The organism is Candidatus Nitrosopumilus koreensis AR1 (genome assembly GCF_000299365.1).
Taxonomy (GTDB): Archaea; Thermoproteota; Nitrososphaeria; order Nitrososphaerales; family Nitrosopumilaceae; genus Nitrosopumilus; species Nitrosopumilus koreensis.
In genome coordinates, this window is the sequence record NC_018655.1 from 1,546,747 (window position 1) to 1,564,913 (window position 18,167).

Genomic DNA, 18,167 nt, shown 5'->3' on the forward strand with positions numbered 1-18,167 from the left:
CAAATTAATTTATCATTGTCACAAGAAGTAACTGAAGACAGATTAGATACTATTTTCCAACTTCAAAAAGGATTATCAGAAATGATGAATCTTGATAGATATCCAAAAGATTCAGAAGGAAGAGTATCTGCATTATGTACTGCAATAATGCATGAAGCAGTTGAATTACAAAGAACAACCAATTGGAAATGGTGGAAAACGCCAACTAAATTTAATGAAGCAGAAGCAAGGGAGGAATTAATTGATATTTGGCATTTTGTGGTTCAGGCATCCCTTGAGTTAGATCTCACACCAGATGATATTGTAGCAGAATACAAAAAGAAAAATGAGATCAACAGAGAAAGACAGAGAAGCGGTTATTAAGAAATTTTAATTTTTTCAGAAATTACTCCAAAGTTAGTTTCATTAATCAAATTAATGATTCTAATATTTTTTTGAAAGTGTTCTATTGCATTTTTAGAAATTGTTAGATAAGGATCTGGACTGGTGGAATTAATGATTCTGGAATTTTCATCAATTCCATTTTTATGCAATTGCAGTAATGAATGGCCTGATTTGTGACCCCAAACTTCTTTACCACAAAGAATTATTTTTTTGATATTTTTGTTTTGGTAAACATATTGTATCATATTGTCGATTCCTTTATTTTCTGAAAATAATCTGCCAATAATTGCTACTTTAGATAATATTTCAGAATCTTTCAAATCATCAAGTAATGATATGCTAGCAAGTGTACATATTGCAATTTGTGAATTGGTATTACCAATGTAAAATTCCTGCTTTATAGGCAGAACAACTTTGCATATTTCTCCAATTATGTTTCCAAGGCTATTCATCTACTAAATCACGCACGGTTTTTGCAATATATTCAATATTTTTGGCAGATACATTTGGATGAACAGGTAAAGAAATTACATGGTTTGATGCCCAATCAGTATTTTTTAATTTTGATTTTATTTTATAAATAGGAATTTTATGAACAGGTATTGGATAATAAACTGCAGCACCAATTCCTTTGGAATTTAGTTTCTTTAAAATTGAATTTCTATTTTTTGTTGCAATTGTGTACAATGACCAATTAAATTTTTCATTTTTTCTTTCTGTAGGGAGTTTAATTTTTGTATCAGACAATAATTCTGATAACAGTTTTGCGTTACGTCTTCTTAGTTGAATGAATTTTGGCAATTTTTTAATTTGAATCTTAGCTATTGCAGCACTAATTTCAGGAAGTCTTAGATTTAATCCAAATATTTTAGAATCATATCCTTTAACCATTCCATGATTTCTAATCATCTGTAATTTTTCATAAAGTTTTTTATTGTTAGTAACTATTACACCACCTTCACCAGAAGTCATTACTTTTCCTGGATAGAGGCTATAGCATCCAAGTTCAAAAAATGTTCCAGTTTGTTTGCCTTTAAAAGTCGAACCAAGAGATTGTGCAGCATCCTCAACTACGGAGATATTATGTTTTTTTGTAATTTCTCTAATTCTATCAAGTGATGATATATGCCCATACAGATGTACAGGCATTATTGCTTTAGTTTTTCTAGTAATTTTTTTTATAATGGATTCAGGATCAATTGTAAAATTTTCTTTTAAAATATCTACAAAAACAGGTTTTGCTCCAGTAGATGCAATTGCATTTGCACTAGCTACAAATGTAAAAGATGGAACAATAACTTCATCTCCTTTTTTTATATCAAGTGCATAGAGTGCAGCTTGTAGTGCAGCAGTACCAGAATTTACTGAAACAGCATATTTGGTTTTCACAAAGGTTCTGACAAGTTTTTCAAATTCCTGTACATTCTTTCCACCATCCTTAGAGGCAGAAGTTAATCCTCCCGACTTTACTACAGATACAACTGCTGAAAGTTCTTCCTTGTCTAAAATAGGCGTGTTGATTGGAATTTTCACAAATTTGGTCCTAATTACTACTGTATAAAGACAATCACTACGCATGAATTTTTATATTTCAAAATTTGGCAATCGGCATAATGAAATCACGTCATCTAGAAAGAACAGATAAAGGGTACAAAGTTTTTCTGTATATTTTCTATGTTTGTGGATTCATTATGGCATCATCACTAATCTTTGGAGTATACGTTACAATGATTGAGTGGATGGAGAATGGCACATATGTAATGGGAGAAGCCATACACAATACAACTATTCCATTTGAGAATTTTGCAAGAGTGTCAACCTGGATATTTTTTTCTACAATCATTGGATGGTATTGTGTATCTAGAATAGGTTGGAGAAGAACGGCAGGAAATAAAATTGTTGGAACAAGAATGGCACTACTTCAGTTAATGCTATTAGGATTTTCAATTATTACTTTGTTTGAAGTGTTGTATAACTTTTCAATATTAACGGCTCAGATTTCTGCGGGAATTGTTGATGGAGTACTTCCAGATATTGATAAATTATCAATCGGATATCCGGATCCGGATCGGCCTTGGAATACAATCTTTGCAATCAAGATGTTTTTTGCAGCATTTATCATCAGTACTCATGCATTCTATCTAAGTACAAAACCTAGAAAGCCATTAAATGAGCCAGATGTTTAAATCCCAAAGCAAATTTTTGTAAAAACTATTTTTTCTAGTATGATCAAAAAGTATCATGGGATTGTTTGGTGGAAATGAAAATAAATTAAAATGTAAAAAATGCGGAACAGTACTTTCAGATTCAGAGAGACTAAAGAAACATCAAGAAATAGCCCATAATAAGAAAAAAGAAAAATGCAGAGTTTGCGGAACAGAATTCAATACTCAAGAAGATCTAAGAAAACATAAAAAAAATTGCAAGTGAATTTTTGATTATTCAGAAAGGCCGGATTCATATTTTGGAGGTCGTTTAAGTGCTTTTTCTATAGATTCCAAATTTTTTATTTCATTTTTTGAATTCATAGTCAAAGTTTTGACCATTTCTGTGCCTAATTGTACAGATTGTTCAGGTAATGTCTCTAAGAATTTTTCAAGACCTTTTTTGTAATTTTCAATTAATTCCAATCCTTCTTCAAGAGTCATAATTAATGATTGAATGGTCTTGTATTCAAAGTTTCCAAATTTTAAGAATTTTTTGAATAACTTTATACGTTTACTACTCAAGAGTTGATTTGATTTGGATATAACTGAAAAAGTTGATTTGATTGAGAGATCACCAACTGAAGAAGTTGTAACACGTGATGAACTAATTGAGTTATTCAAAACAAATTCATCTCCAAAACACTACATTGGTTTAGAAATTTCTGGTTTTTTACATCTTGGAAGCTTAATTAGTACAGGATTCAAAATTAATGATTTTGTAAAAGCTGGTGTAAAATGTACAATATTTCTTGCAGATTGGCATACATTAATCAATGACAAATTAGGAGGAGACTGGGAAACAATTTCTAAAGTTTCAAAATATTATCAAGATGCTTTCAAATTAGTTTGTCCTGATGCTGAAATTATTTTAGGTTCAAAACTTTATGAAGAAAAGACAGAGTATTGGTCAGAGCTTGTGAAATTTACAAAACACATGTCATTAGCTAGAACAATGAGAACTCTAACAATTATGGGACGTTCTGAAAATGAAGAGAAGATAGATGTTGCAAAATTACTTTATCCAGCAATGCAAGCAGTTGATATTCATTCTTTGGATGTAGATATAGCACATGCTGGAATGGATCAAAGAAAAATCCACATGCTGGTCAGAGAGATATTTCCTAAGATGAAATGGAAGGTGCCAGTAGCAGTTCATCACAAACTATTACCAGGACTGTCAAAGCCTGCAGATACTAGTGATACACAGATTCTAGGAAAGATGAGTAAATCTGATCCAAATTCAGGAGTCTTTATTCATAACACAGATGAAGAAATTAAGAAAAAAATGAACAAAGCTTGGTGTGAAGAAGCAAACATACAGAACAACCCGTTATTAGAAATTGCAAAGACTGTGATTTTTCACGAATTTGATGAAATGAGTGTAGAAAGACCTGAAAAATTTGGAGGAAATGTATCATATCAAAATTATAATCAGCTTGAAACAGATTTTGCAGAAAAGAAGTTACATCCAGGGGATTTGAAGCAAACAGTTGGAAATTATTTGGTTAGAATAATATCTCCAATTAGAGACAAGTTGAATCTAACTGAAGAATTACATAATGCTATTAAGAAAAGTTACTGAACTTTGAGATCTGGATTAGTTTGTTCTTCTAGATTGTATTTTGATTTGTATCCTCTTGGATTTATCATCAAATCTTTGTAAGAGTATGTAGATGAATTTCCCACTATTACAGTACTAGTCATTCCTAATTTGTCTGAATGGTTTGGTAGATTTTCTAAGTCAGTCATAACTATTGTTTGAGATTCTCTATATGCACTCATAATAATTGCAACAGGAGTTGTTGGCTTTCTGTATTTTAAGAGGATTTTTCTAGTGTCTTGTAACTGATGAATTCTTTTTTTACTTGCAGGATTATAAATTACAAGAACAAAATCACCTTGAGCTGCAGATTCAACTCTATTTTCAATAACTTCCCATGGAACCAATAAATCACTCATACTTACAACTGCAAAATCTGTCATAAGTGGTGAACCTACAATAGAAGCACAGGAATTAAGTGCAGACACTCCTGGAATTACTTCTACTTCAAGTCCATCTTTAGGATTCCAGCCACCTTCAGCTAGAGTTTCATAGATTAATCCGGCCATTCCATAAATTCCTGGATCTCCGCTTGATACAAGTGATACAATTTTCCCTGATTTTGCAAGATCAATGCATTGATGGGCTCTTTCAACTTCTTGTGTCATTGCATAACGATGAACTGTTTTTCCTCCGATAAGATCTGAAACTAAATTTACGTATGTTTCATAACCTACAATAGTATCACTTTCACTAATTACTTCTTTTGCTCGAAAAGTCATATGATCATGGTGTCCAGGACCTACACCAACAATGTACAATTTTCCAGTCAATTTTAAAACAAATCATCTTTTCAAGTAATTTATCCCTTTAGTGAATTATTGAAAGGGATCAACAAATGGACAATTTACTATATGATCACTATTAGTTGGTCGTGCTATACTTACAGTGATTAGATCATCAGTTTTGAATGAATCTATATCAGATTTTGTTTCAAGAATTTTTGCATTTTCTGAATCATTCCATTCAATTAGATAGATTCTCCACATTGGGCTATAATTTTCATCGCCTAATCCAGCAGTAGCAATTCCAGCTTGAAATCCTAGTGGACCTGAACCTTTAATCCCATTTTTGAACTGGAAAAGATCAACTGCTGCAGAGTGTTTAATTAGATTTGCAGATGTTGGAGATGATGTCACTCCCATCATTTGAGCAGGACCAAGCGGAGTAGCATCAGTAACAATATAGTAGATTGTTCTTCCATCAGGACCCCATCCTCTATGAGCAACAAATGTTACAGTCATTTCTTCTTCATTAATTTCAGTGATTTGACCTCCCCCATATGGCATATCATCAGTAATTTCTTTCTCAGAACGTACTTGCATCTGTCCATCAGGCCAAAGTATCTGTGGAGTGTTTAGAACAATACCTGTTTCATTAAATTCAATTCGTCCACCTTCTTCAGCTGCTATTACATCACTAGCAGATTCAAAGACAGTTGCTTTTTGACCTGTTTTCCAGGTTACCTCAATTACAGAAGATAATGCACTATATTCTGATTCTTGCTGTGGAGTGCTAGAGAATACTTCATCTTGGAATCCATAAATCCCATCTCCTTTAATCCCATTTTTAAAAATGAATATTTTTTGAAGAACATCTTCTGAAACATCAGCTAGAACAGGTGCAAGTTCTACATTCCATTCTTGTTTTTCTGATAGATTTTTTGCATACTCTTCATCGCTTCCATCAGTAATAATGTACAGAACTTTTTCTCCTCCATAGATTCCTTTATGCATTGGGATGGTAGCTGGGACATTTGTTCTAGAAAGTAATGATGATGGTTCTTCTTTTTCTAATTCAATTTTTTGCATAATAATTTCAGTTGGTTGTCCCCTAATCCAGCCATCAACACTAACTGTTGATGTGAATGGTTTAGAATTTGGAGAGTGCAATCCAAGTGCTGCTCCTGTAAATTCAAAAGATCCCGATTTTTCTTGTAAGTCAATTAAAGATAATCCATATACAGTATCACCATCAATACTCCAGGTAGGTTGGCCTTTTGCATCATTTGAGTTAATTTCATGTAAAACAACAATCTGAACAGGCTCACTAGAGGTAAATGTCATAGAACCGTCATAGATTGTCCCTTCATTAGGTGACAGAATCAGAGACAATTGGTGGTTTTCATGTCCTTGCCCTGGATCTTGAGATGATGAAAAAGTTTGCGTGAAATGAATTTTTTTTCTAGAACCTGCATCAACAAACTGATCAGATATTGAAGAAATTGTAATAATACTTGTTGCAAAAATACCAATAATTAATATCGCAACTAGTTTACTCAACAAGTTTCATTGAGATTATTCCCTTAAATGATTTTGTCCTAATTGATTTTATCTAATTCAAATGCATTGTGTAATGCACGAACAGCTGCATTGGTATCAGAATTTTTAACTACAAATGCAAGATTTAGTTCAGATGAGCCCTGAGTAATCATTGATACGTTGACTTTATTTTTCTCAATTGCACCAAAAACTTTAGAGGCAACTCCTACAGTTCCACGCATTCCTGAACCAATTAATGCAATAATTGCTACATTTGTCGTCACTTCAAGTTTTTTGATGATTTTTCCTAAAAGTTCCATCTCAAGTGAGCTTACAGCTTTGTCAAGATCAGTATTCTTTACAACTATTGTTATACTAGATTCAGAAGGATTTTGAGATATCATCATAACATTGATTCCTGCTTTTGCTAATGTTGCAAAAATTTTTGCAGCAGTTCCGGGAGTTCCAACCATACTTCCGCCTCTAATGTCGATTAGCCCATTATTTTGAACATTGCTAACACATTTTACGGTATTTTTTACTGCTGATGAAGGAGAAGCTGTTACTAGAGTTCCTTCATTTTTTACACTAAAGGAACTTCTAATCTTCATTGGAATTTTCTTTGACAATAGGGGCTCAAATGTGCGCGGATGTATCTGTTTTGCACCGAATAATGCCATCTCAATTGCCTCAATGTAGGAAACTTCTTTGAGTAATTTTGCATTTTTAACTATTTTTGGATCTGCAGTCATTAGTCCGTCTACATCACTCATCAGCCAAATTTCATCTGCTTTTATGCAAGTACCAATTATGGTTGCAGAATAATCGGAACCTCCTCTTCCAAAAGTAGTTACATGTCCATGTTGATCTGCACCAACAAAACCTCCAACAACAGGTATTGTTTTCTTTAAGAAGATGTTATCCACAGTTTTTGAGACTCTTAATCTAGTTGTATCAATTAGAGGTTTAGATTCACCAAAGTTAGAGTCAGTGACAATTCCTACTTCTTTTCCAGTCAGAGGTATTGATTTCTTACCTGAATCGTTGATCGCCATTGAAACTAGCTTTATGGACAATCTTTCTCCAAATGAGAAGAGATAATCCATCGTTCTAGGAGTAACTTCTCCTAGTAATACCATCCCATCAATTAATGCAATAAGTTCTGTAAAGTCTTCATCAAAGTTTTTTAGCAATTTTTTTCGTAGATCTAATTTTTTGATTGTTTGTTTTGCTAGTTGTTTATGACGGTTAGTTATTTTTGATGCTAGTTGTTCAGCTTTTGATTTGTTTTCTTTTTTTATTGATTCAGATATCTCTATTAGATCATCTGTTGTTCCACTTGTTGCAGAACACACAACTACAATTTCATTTTTCTTAGATAGTGTGTTTAGATGATTAGCTACTGCTCTAATGTCTTTGGCAGACGAGATTGATGTTCCACCATATTTTATTACTAGTCTCAATTCAAAATACTTGAATTAGTTAATCTTTAAATGCTTTAACTTTCCACGCGTGGAGCTAAGTAAAAGTGAATTCTACCAATATTAGCTACTTTGAATTCAATTCTGAGTGGTTTTGCGCTTGAAAATTCACATGTAATAAAGCCAGCAGTGGTTCCTACTGCTTTTACTACAGGATTTAGATACTCCAAACTATAGGTTCCAACACTATCTTCTTTTGAAGAGATCTCTTCAATATCTTCATCGTCTTTATCTAAATCAATGGTAACTTCTCCAGAGTCTCCTTTTCCTGAAAAATCTCCTTTAGAATCGGATGTATGTATTGTCAGATAATCTGACACAACCTGAACATCACCTAGAATCTTGTCAAACTTTGATGAGGACAATATAATTTTAGAATCATAAGGAATTTTTGGCAATGGTGTATCTGTTGCAGAGCTTTCAATTAAACGCATTTTGTATTTTTTATTTTTACCTACAGTAACAAGTAACAGATTTTGTTCAGAAATGCTGATTTCTATACTATCTTTTTTGTCTGCTCTTTTGATAAGTTTTGAAAATTCATCTATTCTTACTCCAAATTTTATGTCACTGTCACACTCATATTTTTCAAATGCAGAATTAGGCCATGAGATATCTATTAGAGCAACATGAGATGGATCCATTCCTCTAAAAGAAATTCCTTCAGCTGTTGCAACAAAAGTTGCTTCTTCAACAAGTGTCGAAATTGCGGAGATAATTGCTTTTAGATCATCAGAACCACTTGTTTTTGCTCCAAAAGTCAAATCAATTTTGTTGACTTTACGTTCCAGTTAAACGTTATGCGTAATTACGCCAAGTATTCTTACATTTTGTACAGCGATAAAATTGTGTTGTTGGTTCATCTGCACTTCTTGTTTGAAGCATCCACCAAACTGCTTCATCATGTCCACATTTTTCACATTCAATTTTGATGGTTGGATGAGATTCTTCTCCCTCATTTCCTTCAAAAGCCAAAATGGATTCTTCTTGTTCGTTTTCAATAATTTTTTTGGCCTGCTTTTCTTCTTGTCCTTCTGTATAACCACATTTTGAGCATTGAAGGCCAGAGGTACCTTTTTTTAATTTAACCTCACATTTGGGGCAAAATTTCAATTCTAATTTACCTTAAGTTTTGAATTAAACAATTGTTTGAACTCATCTGCCATTTTTATTGCTGAATCTGTTGCTTTCTTTATTTCACCTAGTGGTTTTGAACTAGAATTAATTCTCATCCAACATTCATTTGTAAGTGGATGTTTTACAATAACACCTGCAAAATCAATATTTGATTCTTTTAGAAGCTCATGTTGAATTAGGTACAAAATTCCAATGTCGGTTTCAGTGATTGAAAGGTTGATTTCTTTGGCTTCTGAACTGATCACTTGTGCGTTCATGTATTCAGAAAAAGCACTTATTGCGGATATAAATCATTATGAGCAGTAGAAATGGGCGAAAGCAGGATTTCAGACATAGAATTGGTAAAATCCAAGGATGAATACTCTTCAGACGAAAATATTGAGATAAACGTTAGATTTTCAGTCGAAGGTGACCTAAGAGACTCATTTAATGAGGCAAATTGGACTAAAGCGTACAACAACAATGATGTTTCATTCAAAATGAAATGTGGTGTAAAATTGACTACAGGCGGATTTAGGAAAAAAGAGTTAGGCAGAACAATTGATACCTACAGAAAGGCATCAATATTTTGGACACGTAATCCTAAACTTGTTAACCCTATGAAAGACAGAAGGATTTGGGTTCAAGTGGCTAAAAATTTTGAGCCATTTATCAGACTATCAGAAGAAGAGGTAAGGCAAGAATTGTTTGATTTTAATGAAAAATTTGTTTTCAAGGCAGAAGATTTGGGAAAAGGTACACACAAAATTGGTGCAGAAGCATTTGCATCATGGCAAAAACACGATTTTACAGAACCAGGAAGCGTCAAGAACAATTCAAAAGAGATTGAAATCAAAATCAATTAGGGATATAAGGAACTTTTTGATGAAATCAATATGGCAAAATATGATGGTCTATTAGGTCAGCCAATTCTTGAAGTTGAAGATCCTGACAAGGAAGGTGGAATTACCTTTATCTTTAAAGATAACAGATTTTTATTCATCAAGGCAAATGATGGAAAAATTGAAACGGTATCAATCCCAGAATAGGTGAATATGAATGGAAAAATATGATGCAATCAAAATGTTAGAACTTGTCAAGGTAGAAGATCCAGATTCAGATGGCGGTCTCACTATGATTTTTCAAGAAAATAAAACTTTGAAAATCAAAATTGTCGATGGAAAATTAGTTTCAGAATTTGTTTAAACTAATTTTTTACATGTTTTTCATAAAAACCAATAGCTAGTTCTTGTACTTCAGATTGAATGGAACCTGGTCTTTCTTCACGAATTTTTTGAATAGCTTTCTCTGCGGAAAAATTTTTGTATTTTACAAAATAACATGCAAGTATTGTTCCAGCTCTTCCCATTCCTGCTGCACAATGAACCATCACTGCTTGATCATTTGTAATTTGTTCATGGATAAAATCTACTGCAGAATCAATTTTTTCCATATCCGGAGCTGTAAAATCAGGTGTAGGTACATGAAGATAATCAATATTTTGTACCCAATTATCAGGTAAAGCGTTTTCAGTCATAGTTACAATTGATTTTACACCCTGATTTACAATCCAACCAAATTCATCAAAACTTGTTGGCATACCTGATCCTGCTAATTTTTCTTCAATCAGCCAAGAAAAGTTAGTAGGTTTTTTTGTAATTTTTCCATGAACTTTTCTCCAAAGATTACCAGGTTTGCTCATGATAGATATCAGCATTTACTATATTTTTAGCATTACGAAAGAACATAGTTAGAATGCCACGGCTCTTACAGGAGAACCTGTTGCATCTTTTAGTTTTAGCGGAAGAATTGTAAAATTAAATTCCTTTGATGAAATTTTATCCAAATTTGCGAGGTTTTCTACTATCAAGATATTATTTTTTGATAAGACATGATGAACAGTAAATGATTCATCTTGTCCAAGATCAATGCTAGGTGAATCAATGCCTACAAGGTTTATCTTTTTTTGTACAAGATATTTGGCAGCAGATAATGCTAGTCCAGGATTCTCTGTAAAATAATTATTATTTTTAAGATTTTTTTGCCACCCGGTAAAAAAGAAAACAGATGAATTGTTGGGAATATTTCCATTTTTTTTCTCGAATTGGAGAATTTCTGATTTTGTGATGGGCGAATTTTTTGATTTTTTTAATTTGACCAATATGGCTTGGCGCATTAGTCTATCAAGTGGAATCTGATCAATTTTGATACCATTTTTAACAAAATGAAAAGGTGCGTCAAGATGAGTTCCAGTATGTGAGCTTAGAAACAATAACTCAAGATTATATCCATCTTCTTTGATATTTGACCAAAAAATGAACTGTGGTTTTGGAGAACCGGGAAAACTTGGAATAGATTTGGATATTGTAAGTGTTAGATCTATCGGTTTCACACCAGTAAGACAAAATGCTAATTAATCAATTTTTGAATTATGAAAAGTTAAATACTCTTTGAGTAAAAATTGCGTGTGCCTACTGCATATGTTCTACTAAATTCTGATTTAGGATCAGATGAATCAATCATCAATGAAGTAAAGCAAATCCTTACAGATGAGGATGTCACCTATGAAGTTCAAGGTGTATACGGAGTATACGATATCGTCTTAAAATTGTCTTCAGATGATGCTGAAAAACTACGTTCAATTATCACCAATAAAATCAGGAAGATTACCAAAGTTCAATCTACTTTAACCATGATGGTCATAGAAGAACAAGAGAATCTATAGTTTCTTTATTGCATCAATTACTGATAGTATTTCTGATTCAGTGTTAAAGAAATGAGGTGATGCTCGTACAATCTTTTTTTCCATAATTTCTCTTACAGCTAAGATTATGTTTTGTTTTTCAAGTCTGTCAACAAGTTCTTGAGAATCCATTCCATCAATATTAAAAGATACAATACTAGTTCTAGTATTAGGATCTTCAGGACCAAACAAAATAATTTTTGGAATTTTAGATAATTCTTCTCTGAGAAGATTTGACAAATGTTGATTTTTTTTACGAATGTTTTCAATTCCAAAATCAAGCAAGTAATTTGCAGAAGATTCTAATCCAACAATTCCAACATAATTTCTAAATCCAGTTTGGAATTTATCAGGAAGTTCTTTGAATGCTAGATTTGTATCATCATACATAATGGCAGATTCTCCACCAATAGTTTTTGGTTCTAACAGTTCGCTTGATTTTCTATTGCAATAAAACAAACCAGTGCCCATAGGACCACAAAGCCACTTTGAACCATTAAAGGACATAAAATTACAATTCATTTTAGAAACATTAACATCAATACAACCTACAGTTTGTGCGCTATCAACAAAAAGAGGCACCTCATCATCAAGAATTTTTGCGATTTTAGATATTGGTAAAATTGAACCAGTGTTATACAAAGCGTGGCTCAGAGCAACTAATTTTGTATTACTGTCTATTAGTGATTCTAGATCTTCAAGTTTGAAAAACCCATCTTTGTCAATTGTAAGATTTTTTATGGAAATCTTTTCTTTTAGTTTTAGCCATGGAAAAAAATTTGAATGGTGTTCATGAGTCATTCCACGTATAATCATGTTTGAATTTTCATTAAATGCAAGACCGTTTGCAACAATATTGATCCCATCAGTAGTACTTTGAGTTAAAACCACTTCATCAGGTTGACAAGAGATAATTTTTGCTATTGTTTTTCTTACAGATCTTAGTTTTTCAGTTACAAACGGTTCTGATTCCTTTGAATCAGGGCCAATAGAGTTGTATGATATTAGAAAATCTTTCATTGCTTCAATGCTTTGGGTTGGCATTAGAGAAACTGATGCATTATTTAGATAGATTTTATTAGAATTAGGAAAGTCATCTGAGATATCTTTTGATGCTAAATTCATTATTATATCTGTAAAATGCTAGATGGGTGTTGGATAAAAGTCCTGACCAAATTTTAGATAGCAAACTAGTTAATATTCAAAATGAATTTAGAGAGAAGATACCCAACATAGTACTTTGTTCAGAGCCATTTCACAAAGCAGAATTCCTAAATAAATTAATCAACTGTTTTGAGAAACCAGTGATTTTTGTAGATATAGATTTACTTTATACAGGATATGTTGAATCAGGAATAATTCAGAAAAGAGACAATGTAACAATTCTTCACATAACAAAAGAGAATTGGAAAAAAGAATTTGCAGGAATAATTTCTAAGATCTCAAAAGAAGAGTTTCTTGTAATTATTGATTCGTTTAATGGCATCTACAACATGTTTGATGATTTAGAATCAGCCATATTCATTAATTCGTGTATCATGTTACTTTCATCATTAGGAAAAGATACGAGTTCGTCTATTGTCATTACTGCAATGGCTAGGAAAAAAGAAAAGGAGGGTTGGATTCTTACTCCAGGGGGAAAGCAGATCATAAAATCTGCTAAAACAGGGGTTTACTTTCTAAAGAAGATTGAAAATAACTTGAGTATGCGTTCCATAGATGAAGATTCAAAAAATTTCAAGACATAGAAGTGGAAAAAACTGGTTTTTGTTTGAAAGGCGATCAAAAATCAAACGCCGTTATAAAATTTCAAACGCCGTTATAACGTGATATTTTTAGGCAAATTATATTAATGACAAATCAAGATTTTATTTTGTTATGCCAGTAGGAATTATTCCAGACATAAGCGAACAAATGTGTATCGGATGCGCACTATGTGTAGAAATCTGTACAACACTTGGTCCAGATGTCCTTAGAGTAAAACCAGTTGAAGGCTGGAAGAGAGGTAAAGCATTTGTCTTTTACCCAGAAAGATGTATTTCTGATGGTGCATGCATCGGTGTATGCCCAACAAAAGCAATCTTTTGGATGAGACCAATGGACTTTACTGTTGGACAACCAGTTCCACTCCACAAAGATTCAGTCTTCGTAAAAGGTTGGACCGAATTAATCGATTAGATTAGTTCAACTTTTAATTTCTTTTTCTTATTTTAGACTTTAACAGCCCCAGGTTTGGTTTTTGATACATCAGGTTTCTTCTTCAACCAAAATAATACCGCAATAAACATTACAGCTGGAATAAGAATAATGACAATCATCAACTCGTAATATGTTGTCAATCTTTGTGCAGGTTTAATATGAAAAGTTTCATGAGTAGTCTTTTCTGGATTATCATAAACTGCTGCAGTGAAATCCACTGATCTTTGTTCTTTAGATTCTACACCACCAAACACAGTAACACTTTCCTCAGCTAAAAGCGATGGAGAGTGAATTCCTTCTATTCTAACTATGATTGAACCAGAATCAGTAAAAACAAAATTTCTGTAATCACCACCAATCTGACTTAATCCTTCATCACGGAAAATTTCTTGACCATTTTGAAAAATAACAAAATCATATTTCATTTCTGCAAGATTGGAATTTGTTTGTGGATCATAGAATTGATATACAAATTGAATTTTTTCATGTGTTTTAATTACCGGAGGATCCCACGACAGATTCACTTCAAGATCTAAATCTGGAGTATATTGTAATAAAGGAAATTCAACTTTTTGGCCTGTTGCATCATGTGGATAATCAGGAATCTCCTTTTCAACAACTACAATTCCTTCCATCCAAGGATGAATTGTGCAGAAATAAGAAAAAGTTCCTGATTCTTCAAATTTGTATGACCAAGAGTCTCCTGGTGAAAACTCTCCACTATCAAATATCCCATCAGGTTTTCCAAAATTTTTATTGTCCATCCAACCAAATCGCCCTGGTCCATCACCACTAGTAACTGTATGAGTCTCTCTGTCATCATTATACCAAGTTATTGTATCTCCAACAATGACGTTAATCAAAGGAGGGTCATACCAAACTTCTGCAGGAGTATTTAGTTCGGGATTGTACGCACCAAACGGGATATCAACTATGTATTCATCTGCAAAAGCAAAAGGAATCGAGCCTGAGAATAGGATTATTGAAAGTATGAAGAAATAATGCATAAATTAAGAACGTTAAATTTTATAATAAATCTATCAGGTTATTCTCAAAATCGAAAGTAATTATCAGATGAAAGAATTATTGGAGATGAAATATACTTGGAAATACTAGAAGCCTTGATATTTACATAAAAACAACAAAGAATAAAATTGACAATCTCAGTAAATCTTGGTAAAAAACTTGTTTTGCTTGTCATGCTTGTAACAATGACTGCTTTAGGAGTCATATCTTACATGAGCATAGATTATTCCACTGAGACTCTTAAAGAGAGGGGAGGGGAGTTGCTACACGGTGAATCAGATATCAGAGGAGAATCTCTAAGATTACTTTTTGAGACAAGAATAGAACAAAACAAGATTCTTGCAAATGATCCTATGATTCGATTTTTGGTTTCAGAGATGGATGGGGTTTCAGAACTAGAATTAAAATCTATGAAAGAAGAAAAACGTAGAGATTTTCTAATTCAAGTACAAGCATTTCAAGAACTTGTCGGATTTTCAATTGGATTTGAAGATACTAAAATAATTGGGAATAATGGAAATGTGTTCTTTTCACTAGTAGGAATATCTGATGAGGATTACTCTCAAAACGAGTATTTTCAGAGAGGGTTAAAGGAGTCATTTGTTGATTTTGAACCTTCAGGAACGGGTAAAAAAATGATTGTTGTTACTCCTGTTTATGCCATAGATAGTAAAATTGGAGATGAAGCTATTGGGGTCATCATTTCTAGAATGAGAACTGCTGCAATTGACAATATTTTGCTTAACAGAAGTGGATTGGGTGAAACGGGTGAAGTCTACATTGTTAATAGTGACTTTGTAATGTTGTCTGAATCTAGATTTTTTGAAAATGCAGTATTTGAACAACGAGTAGATACAGTTGGTGTTCAAGAATGTTTTACCAATAACATGGAATATGTTGGAGTTTATCCTGATTATAGAGGAATTTCGATATATGGATCATCTTATTGCATGCCAGAATTTGGTATTGTCTTGCTTGCAGAAATGGACGAGAAAGAATTAGTTGAACCAATAAAAATTCTACAGACCAGAATTGTCCTTACTAGTTTACTCATAACGATGGCAATGGGATTAGTTGCATTTTTTGCTGCTGAGTCATTGTCACATCCACTACGTGCACTCAAAAAAGCTGCAAATAAAATTGCAGATGGTAATTTTGATGTTAGAACCAATATCAAGACAAGAGATGAGATTGCAGAATTATCTAATGCATTTGATTTAATGGCACAAAAATTACAAGAATCATTAATCGAGATTAAACAAAAAGACGAAGTCATCAAACAGCTTGAAGGTGATACGTTGTTGAAGTTCTCACAACGTGAAGAAAATGATTGTGTCGGAGTAATTGACATGGCAGATTCTACTAGAATATCATCAAAATTATCTGATCAGGATATTTCTAAGCTATATGAAATATTTTTGAATTTTATGGCAAAGATTGTTATCAATCACAAAGGAGAAGTCATAAAAAATATTGGGGATGCATTGATGTTTAGATTTGCAAACGTAGATACCAACAATGATGAAAACATGAAAAATATTCTAGAATGTTGCTTGTGTATGGTTGAATCACATAGAAAGTTACAAGAAGAACTTAAAAAAGAAAATATGCCCATAGTAGATTATAAAATTAGTTTAACATATGGTCCTGTCAAAGTAGCTGAAAGTACTACTTCAAAAATTAGTGATGTTTTTGGTCCTACTGTAAATCGATGTTTTAAAATAAATTCACTTTGTCCTAAAAACAGCTTAGTTGTTGGTGAAAATGTAGAAAAGATCTTTAGGGATTTTTCAGAATATGAATTTACAGAATTATGTATAATTGAATTAAAACAAAAATACGGTTACAATATTTTTGAAGTCAGAAGAAAAAGGCCAGAGTATTTTAATAAAAAATCTGATTAATTTCTAGAAAAACCAAACTTTGATGCCCAACCTGATTTTTGTTTTTTTGTGGGTTTTTTTGATAGATTGTTGAGCATGTCATATGTAATTGTAAATCCATGTCCTACCATGGTTGCATCATTTGCATAGTTTGCCTTGTTAGGAACAAATTCATCAGATAAATCTTTGATTTTCTTTGTTTTGAGATCAAATAATCTAATTTTCTTACCGTTTTCTAATTCAATTTTTGCATCACCACTCAATCCTTGAATTGAGAAATTTTCAAAAAATCTAATTGAGCCTCCTTCTTTTAGTTTGATAACAGAATCATACGTAAATTTTCCTCCATAAAACAAGACCTCACGTGCAGAGATTGTTACATCATCTTCTACATTTAGAACAATAACTGTGTCAGCGTCTAAAGACACGGTGTTTACTACATTTTCAGCAATAATCTTACCATTTGGAGCCGAAACTTGAGTTCTGTGTTCCAGTATTTTATAGACGCCAACCTTTCCATCAGGATCTTCAACTCTAAATTTTCTGCCAAAAATATTTCCTACTACAACGTTTCCATTATCTACAATAATTTTAGCACCATTTTCAATTTTGTATTTATTTTCCACAGGATCAACAAATTTGAAGTCTCCTTTTGTTAGATGAATATTTGTTTGAAATTCTTTAGTCCAAGATGGACTGGTAATACTTCCCTGCATAGTAATTGGGCCATCATAAGTTAAACTTCCAGCCATAAAATTTCCTTTAATAGATAAAGCACCATTGGCTTTTCTTTCCAATTCAATTTCACCAAGAGTTTTTGAACCAAATAATCTTGAGGCAGTTGAATTTGCTCGATTTAATGCTGCTGCCCACTCTTCAGCTGTTTTCATTTCTTTAGACAACTGTTGTCCCAGAATCTGATTTTTTCTTTTTACATCTGCTTCAGATTCATCAGAATATACTCTTGAGTTTTTTATTTTTTCAATATCTGTTTCAGGATATTTTTTGCCAATTTTTAGATCCTCATATGCTTGTTTAATTTTTATGAATTGTTCATTTTCTCCACCACGATCAGAATGATACTGTAAGGCTAGTCTTCTGAATGCATCACGAATTTCTTTATCACTAGTTCCTTCGACAATTCCTAAAATATCATAATTACTTTCAACCATATCCAGTACTGTCCAAATAATTTTTCATAATTCCTATACTTTTAGGTTATTACATTTACAAAATATCAAGGATTTGAAAATAAAAAATTAGAAAG

25 protein-coding genes are annotated in these 18,167 nt (G+C 32.5%); 11 read left to right on the forward strand and 14 right to left on the reverse strand.

Annotated elements, in window-relative coordinates; genetic code table 11:
• Positions 1-15: 15 nt before the first annotated feature.
• Positions 16-363: a dUTPase gene (locus NKOR_RS09220; protein WP_014964081.1), complete on the forward strand. Its 348-nt coding sequence runs from the start codon at positions 16-18 to the stop codon at positions 361-363.
• Here NKOR_RS09220 and NKOR_RS09225 read toward each other — a convergent pair.
• Both NKOR_RS09225 and NKOR_RS09230 read right to left on the reverse strand, forming a co-directional pair.
• A complete protein-coding gene (locus NKOR_RS09225) occupies positions 360-836 on the reverse strand; it encodes a tetrahydromethanopterin S-methyltransferase subunit A (RefSeq protein WP_014964082.1) in 477 nt (158 codons plus the stop codon). The genes NKOR_RS09220 and NKOR_RS09225 overlap by 4 nt on opposite strands.
• Positions 829-1,962, reverse strand: a complete 1,134-nt coding sequence (locus NKOR_RS09230) for a DegT/DnrJ/EryC1/StrS family aminotransferase (protein ID WP_014964083.1) — start codon at positions 1,960-1,962, stop codon at positions 829-831. Before NKOR_RS09230 ends, NKOR_RS09225 begins: the two co-directional genes overlap by 8 nt.
• A 35-nt stretch (positions 1,963-1,997) precedes the next feature.
• Between NKOR_RS09230 and NKOR_RS09235 the strand changes: the two genes are divergently transcribed.
• Together NKOR_RS09235 and NKOR_RS09240 are read left to right on the forward strand one after the other, a co-directional pair.
• Positions 1,998-2,570: a hypothetical protein gene (locus NKOR_RS09235; RefSeq protein WP_014964084.1), complete on the forward strand. Its 573-nt coding sequence runs from the start codon at positions 1,998-2,000 to the stop codon at positions 2,568-2,570.
• A gap of 55 nt (positions 2,571-2,625) precedes the next feature.
• The gene (locus NKOR_RS09240) at positions 2,626-2,814 is read left to right on the forward strand and encodes a C2H2-type zinc finger protein (protein ID WP_014964085.1); all 189 of its coding nucleotides are present in this window, start codon (positions 2,626-2,628) and stop codon (positions 2,812-2,814) included.
• 8 nt (positions 2,815-2,822) lie between these two features.
• On the opposite strand, the gene NKOR_RS09245 is transcribed toward NKOR_RS09240, so the two are convergent.
• Entirely contained in the window at positions 2,823-3,113 is a 291-nt protein-coding gene (locus NKOR_RS09245; protein ID WP_014964086.1) for a hypothetical protein, read from the reverse strand.
• Positions 3,114-3,126: 13 nt separating this feature from the next.
• On the opposite strand from NKOR_RS09245, the gene NKOR_RS09250 reads away from it, so the two are divergent.
• Positions 3,127-4,173: a tyrosine--tRNA ligase gene (locus NKOR_RS09250; protein WP_014964087.1), complete on the forward strand. Its 1,047-nt coding sequence runs from the start codon at positions 3,127-3,129 to the stop codon at positions 4,171-4,173.
• Here the strand turns inward: NKOR_RS09250 and cobJ are convergent.
• The 6 genes from cobJ to NKOR_RS09280 are packed head-to-tail and all read right to left on the reverse strand — an operon-like array spanning position 4,167 to position 9,327.
• Entirely contained in the window at positions 4,167-4,964 is a 798-nt protein-coding gene (gene cobJ / locus NKOR_RS09255) for a precorrin-3B C(17)-methyltransferase (RefSeq protein ID WP_014964088.1), read from the reverse strand. The two genes, NKOR_RS09250 and cobJ, sit on opposite strands and share 7 nt — an antisense overlap.
• A gap of 45 nt (positions 4,965-5,009) precedes the next feature.
• Positions 5,010-6,473 carry a DUF7482 domain-containing protein gene (locus NKOR_RS09260; protein ID WP_014964089.1) on the reverse strand — a complete coding sequence of 488 codons (1,464 nt, stop codon included), beginning with the start codon at positions 6,471-6,473 and terminating at the stop codon, positions 5,010-5,012.
• 38 nt (positions 6,474-6,511) lie between these two features.
• Positions 6,512-7,915, reverse strand: coding sequence for an aspartate kinase (locus NKOR_RS09265; RefSeq protein ID WP_014964090.1), 1,404 nt, complete (start codon positions 7,913-7,915; stop codon positions 6,512-6,514).
• 35 nt (positions 7,916-7,950) lie between these two features.
• The gene (gene pcn / locus NKOR_RS09270; protein ID WP_014964091.1) at positions 7,951-8,697 is read right to left on the reverse strand and encodes a proliferating cell nuclear antigen (pcna); all 747 of its coding nucleotides are present in this window, start codon (positions 8,695-8,697) and stop codon (positions 7,951-7,953) included.
• A gap of 34 nt (positions 8,698-8,731) precedes the next feature.
• Positions 8,732-9,046, reverse strand: a complete 315-nt coding sequence (locus tag NKOR_RS09275) for a transcription factor S (protein ID WP_014964092.1) — start codon at positions 9,044-9,046, stop codon at positions 8,732-8,734.
• 2 nt (positions 9,047-9,048) lie between these two features.
• The gene (locus NKOR_RS09280) at positions 9,049-9,327 is read right to left on the reverse strand and encodes an RpoL/Rpb11 RNA polymerase subunit family protein (RefSeq protein ID WP_012216139.1); all 279 of its coding nucleotides are present in this window, start codon (positions 9,325-9,327) and stop codon (positions 9,049-9,051) included.
• A 51-nt stretch (positions 9,328-9,378) separates the two neighbouring features.
• Here NKOR_RS09280 and NKOR_RS09285 point away from each other — a divergent pair, with 51 nt between their 5' ends.
• From NKOR_RS09285 to NKOR_RS10150, 3 genes are read left to right on the forward strand one after another with little or no spacing between them, the layout of a single operon-like run.
• Positions 9,379-9,915 (forward strand): hypothetical protein, encoded by a 537-nt coding sequence (locus NKOR_RS09285; protein WP_014964093.1) that lies wholly within the window; start codon positions 9,379-9,381, stop codon positions 9,913-9,915.
• A gap of 30 nt (positions 9,916-9,945) precedes the next feature.
• On the forward strand, positions 9,946-10,098 hold the full coding sequence (locus tag NKOR_RS10145) for a hypothetical protein (RefSeq protein WP_014964094.1): 153 nt from the start codon (positions 9,946-9,948) through the stop codon (positions 10,096-10,098).
• 10 nt (positions 10,099-10,108) lie between these two features.
• On the forward strand, positions 10,109-10,255 hold the full coding sequence (locus tag NKOR_RS10150) for a hypothetical protein (protein WP_014964095.1): 147 nt from the start codon (positions 10,109-10,111) through the stop codon (positions 10,253-10,255).
• Position 10,256: 1 nt separating this feature from the next.
• Here the strand turns inward: NKOR_RS10150 and NKOR_RS09290 are convergent, their stop codons facing one another.
• Together NKOR_RS09290 and NKOR_RS09295 are read right to left on the reverse strand one after the other, a co-directional pair.
• Positions 10,257-10,751, reverse strand: a complete 495-nt coding sequence (locus tag NKOR_RS09290) for a dual specificity protein phosphatase 23 (RefSeq protein WP_014964096.1) — start codon at positions 10,749-10,751, stop codon at positions 10,257-10,259.
• Positions 10,752-10,799: 48 nt separating this feature from the next.
• Positions 10,800-11,441 carry a cyclase family protein gene (locus tag NKOR_RS09295; RefSeq protein WP_014964097.1) on the reverse strand — a complete coding sequence of 214 codons (642 nt, stop codon included), beginning with the start codon at positions 11,439-11,441 and terminating at the stop codon, positions 10,800-10,802.
• Positions 11,442-11,516: 75 nt separating this feature from the next.
• Here NKOR_RS09295 and NKOR_RS09300 point away from each other — a divergent pair, with 75 nt between their 5' ends.
• A complete protein-coding gene (locus NKOR_RS09300; protein ID WP_014964098.1) occupies positions 11,517-11,774 on the forward strand; it encodes an Lrp/AsnC ligand binding domain-containing protein in 258 nt (85 codons plus the stop codon).
• On the opposite strand, the gene NKOR_RS09305 is transcribed toward NKOR_RS09300, so the two are convergent.
• Positions 11,769-12,917, reverse strand: coding sequence for an aminotransferase class V-fold PLP-dependent enzyme (locus tag NKOR_RS09305; protein ID WP_014964099.1), 1,149 nt, complete (start codon positions 12,915-12,917; stop codon positions 11,769-11,771). The two genes, NKOR_RS09300 and NKOR_RS09305, sit on opposite strands and share 6 nt — an antisense overlap.
• A gap of 26 nt (positions 12,918-12,943) precedes the next feature.
• Between NKOR_RS09305 and NKOR_RS09310 the strand changes: the two genes are divergently transcribed.
• Together NKOR_RS09310 and NKOR_RS09315 are read left to right on the forward strand one after the other, a co-directional pair.
• Positions 12,944-13,540, forward strand: a complete 597-nt coding sequence (locus NKOR_RS09310; RefSeq protein ID WP_014964100.1) for a hypothetical protein — start codon at positions 12,944-12,946, stop codon at positions 13,538-13,540.
• Positions 13,541-13,670: 130 nt separating this feature from the next.
• The gene (locus tag NKOR_RS09315; protein ID WP_012216147.1) at positions 13,671-13,970 is read left to right on the forward strand and encodes an ATP-binding protein; all 300 of its coding nucleotides are present in this window, start codon (positions 13,671-13,673) and stop codon (positions 13,968-13,970) included.
• A 32-nt stretch (positions 13,971-14,002) separates the two neighbouring features.
• On the opposite strand, the gene NKOR_RS09320 is transcribed toward NKOR_RS09315, so the two are convergent.
• Positions 14,003-14,998 carry a cupredoxin domain-containing protein gene (locus NKOR_RS09320; protein WP_014964101.1) on the reverse strand — a complete coding sequence of 332 codons (996 nt, stop codon included), beginning with the start codon at positions 14,996-14,998 and terminating at the stop codon, positions 14,003-14,005.
• Positions 14,999-15,145: 147 nt separating this feature from the next.
• Here NKOR_RS09320 and NKOR_RS09325 point away from each other — a divergent pair, with 147 nt between their 5' ends.
• Entirely contained in the window at positions 15,146-16,921 is a 1,776-nt protein-coding gene (locus NKOR_RS09325) for a HAMP domain-containing protein (protein ID WP_014964102.1), read from the forward strand.
• Here NKOR_RS09325 and NKOR_RS09330 read toward each other — a convergent pair.
• Positions 16,918-18,072 carry a J domain-containing protein gene (locus NKOR_RS09330; RefSeq protein ID WP_014964103.1) on the reverse strand — a complete coding sequence of 385 codons (1,155 nt, stop codon included), beginning with the start codon at positions 18,070-18,072 and terminating at the stop codon, positions 16,918-16,920. The two genes, NKOR_RS09325 and NKOR_RS09330, sit on opposite strands and share 4 nt — an antisense overlap.
• Positions 18,073-18,167: the final 95 nt, after the last annotated feature.

What these genes read in the sequence shown, in the direction of transcription:
- NKOR_RS09305 (WP_014964099.1), bottom strand. Translation starts at nt 12,917, where the DNA reads ATGAATTTAGCATCAAAAGATATCTCAGATGACTTTCCTAATTCTAAT.
- NKOR_RS09230 (WP_014964083.1), bottom strand. Translation starts at nt 1,962, where the DNA reads ATGCGTAGTGATTGTCTTTATACAGTAGTAATTAGGACCAAATTTGTG.
- NKOR_RS10145 (WP_014964094.1), top strand. Translation starts at nt 9,946, where the DNA reads ATGGCAAAATATGATGGTCTATTAGGTCAGCCAATTCTTGAAGTTGAA.
- NKOR_RS09225 (WP_014964082.1), bottom strand. Translation starts at nt 836, where the DNA reads ATGAATAGCCTTGGAAACATAATTGGAGAAATATGCAAAGTTGTTCTG.
- NKOR_RS09290 (WP_014964096.1), bottom strand. Translation starts at nt 10,751, where the DNA reads ATGAGCAAACCTGGTAATCTTTGGAGAAAAGTTCATGGAAAAATTACA.
- NKOR_RS10150 (WP_014964095.1), top strand. Translation starts at nt 10,109, where the DNA reads ATGGAAAAATATGATGCAATCAAAATGTTAGAACTTGTCAAGGTAGAA.
- NKOR_RS09320 (WP_014964101.1), bottom strand. Translation starts at nt 14,998, where the DNA reads ATGCATTATTTCTTCATACTTTCAATAATCCTATTCTCAGGCTCGATT.
- NKOR_RS09315 (WP_012216147.1), top strand. Translation starts at nt 13,671, where the DNA reads ATGCCAGTAGGAATTATTCCAGACATAAGCGAACAAATGTGTATCGGA.
- NKOR_RS09240 (WP_014964085.1), top strand. Translation starts at nt 2,626, where the DNA reads ATGGGATTGTTTGGTGGAAATGAAAATAAATTAAAATGTAAAAAATGC.
- NKOR_RS09285 (WP_014964093.1), top strand. Translation starts at nt 9,379, where the DNA reads ATGGGCGAAAGCAGGATTTCAGACATAGAATTGGTAAAATCCAAGGAT.
- NKOR_RS09235 (WP_014964084.1), top strand. Translation starts at nt 1,998, where the DNA reads ATGAAATCACGTCATCTAGAAAGAACAGATAAAGGGTACAAAGTTTTT.
- NKOR_RS09330 (WP_014964103.1), bottom strand. Translation starts at nt 18,072, where the DNA reads ATGGTTGAAAGTAATTATGATATTTTAGGAATTGTCGAAGGAACTAGT.
- NKOR_RS09280 (WP_012216139.1), bottom strand. Translation starts at nt 9,327, where the DNA reads ATGAACGCACAAGTGATCAGTTCAGAAGCCAAAGAAATCAACCTTTCA.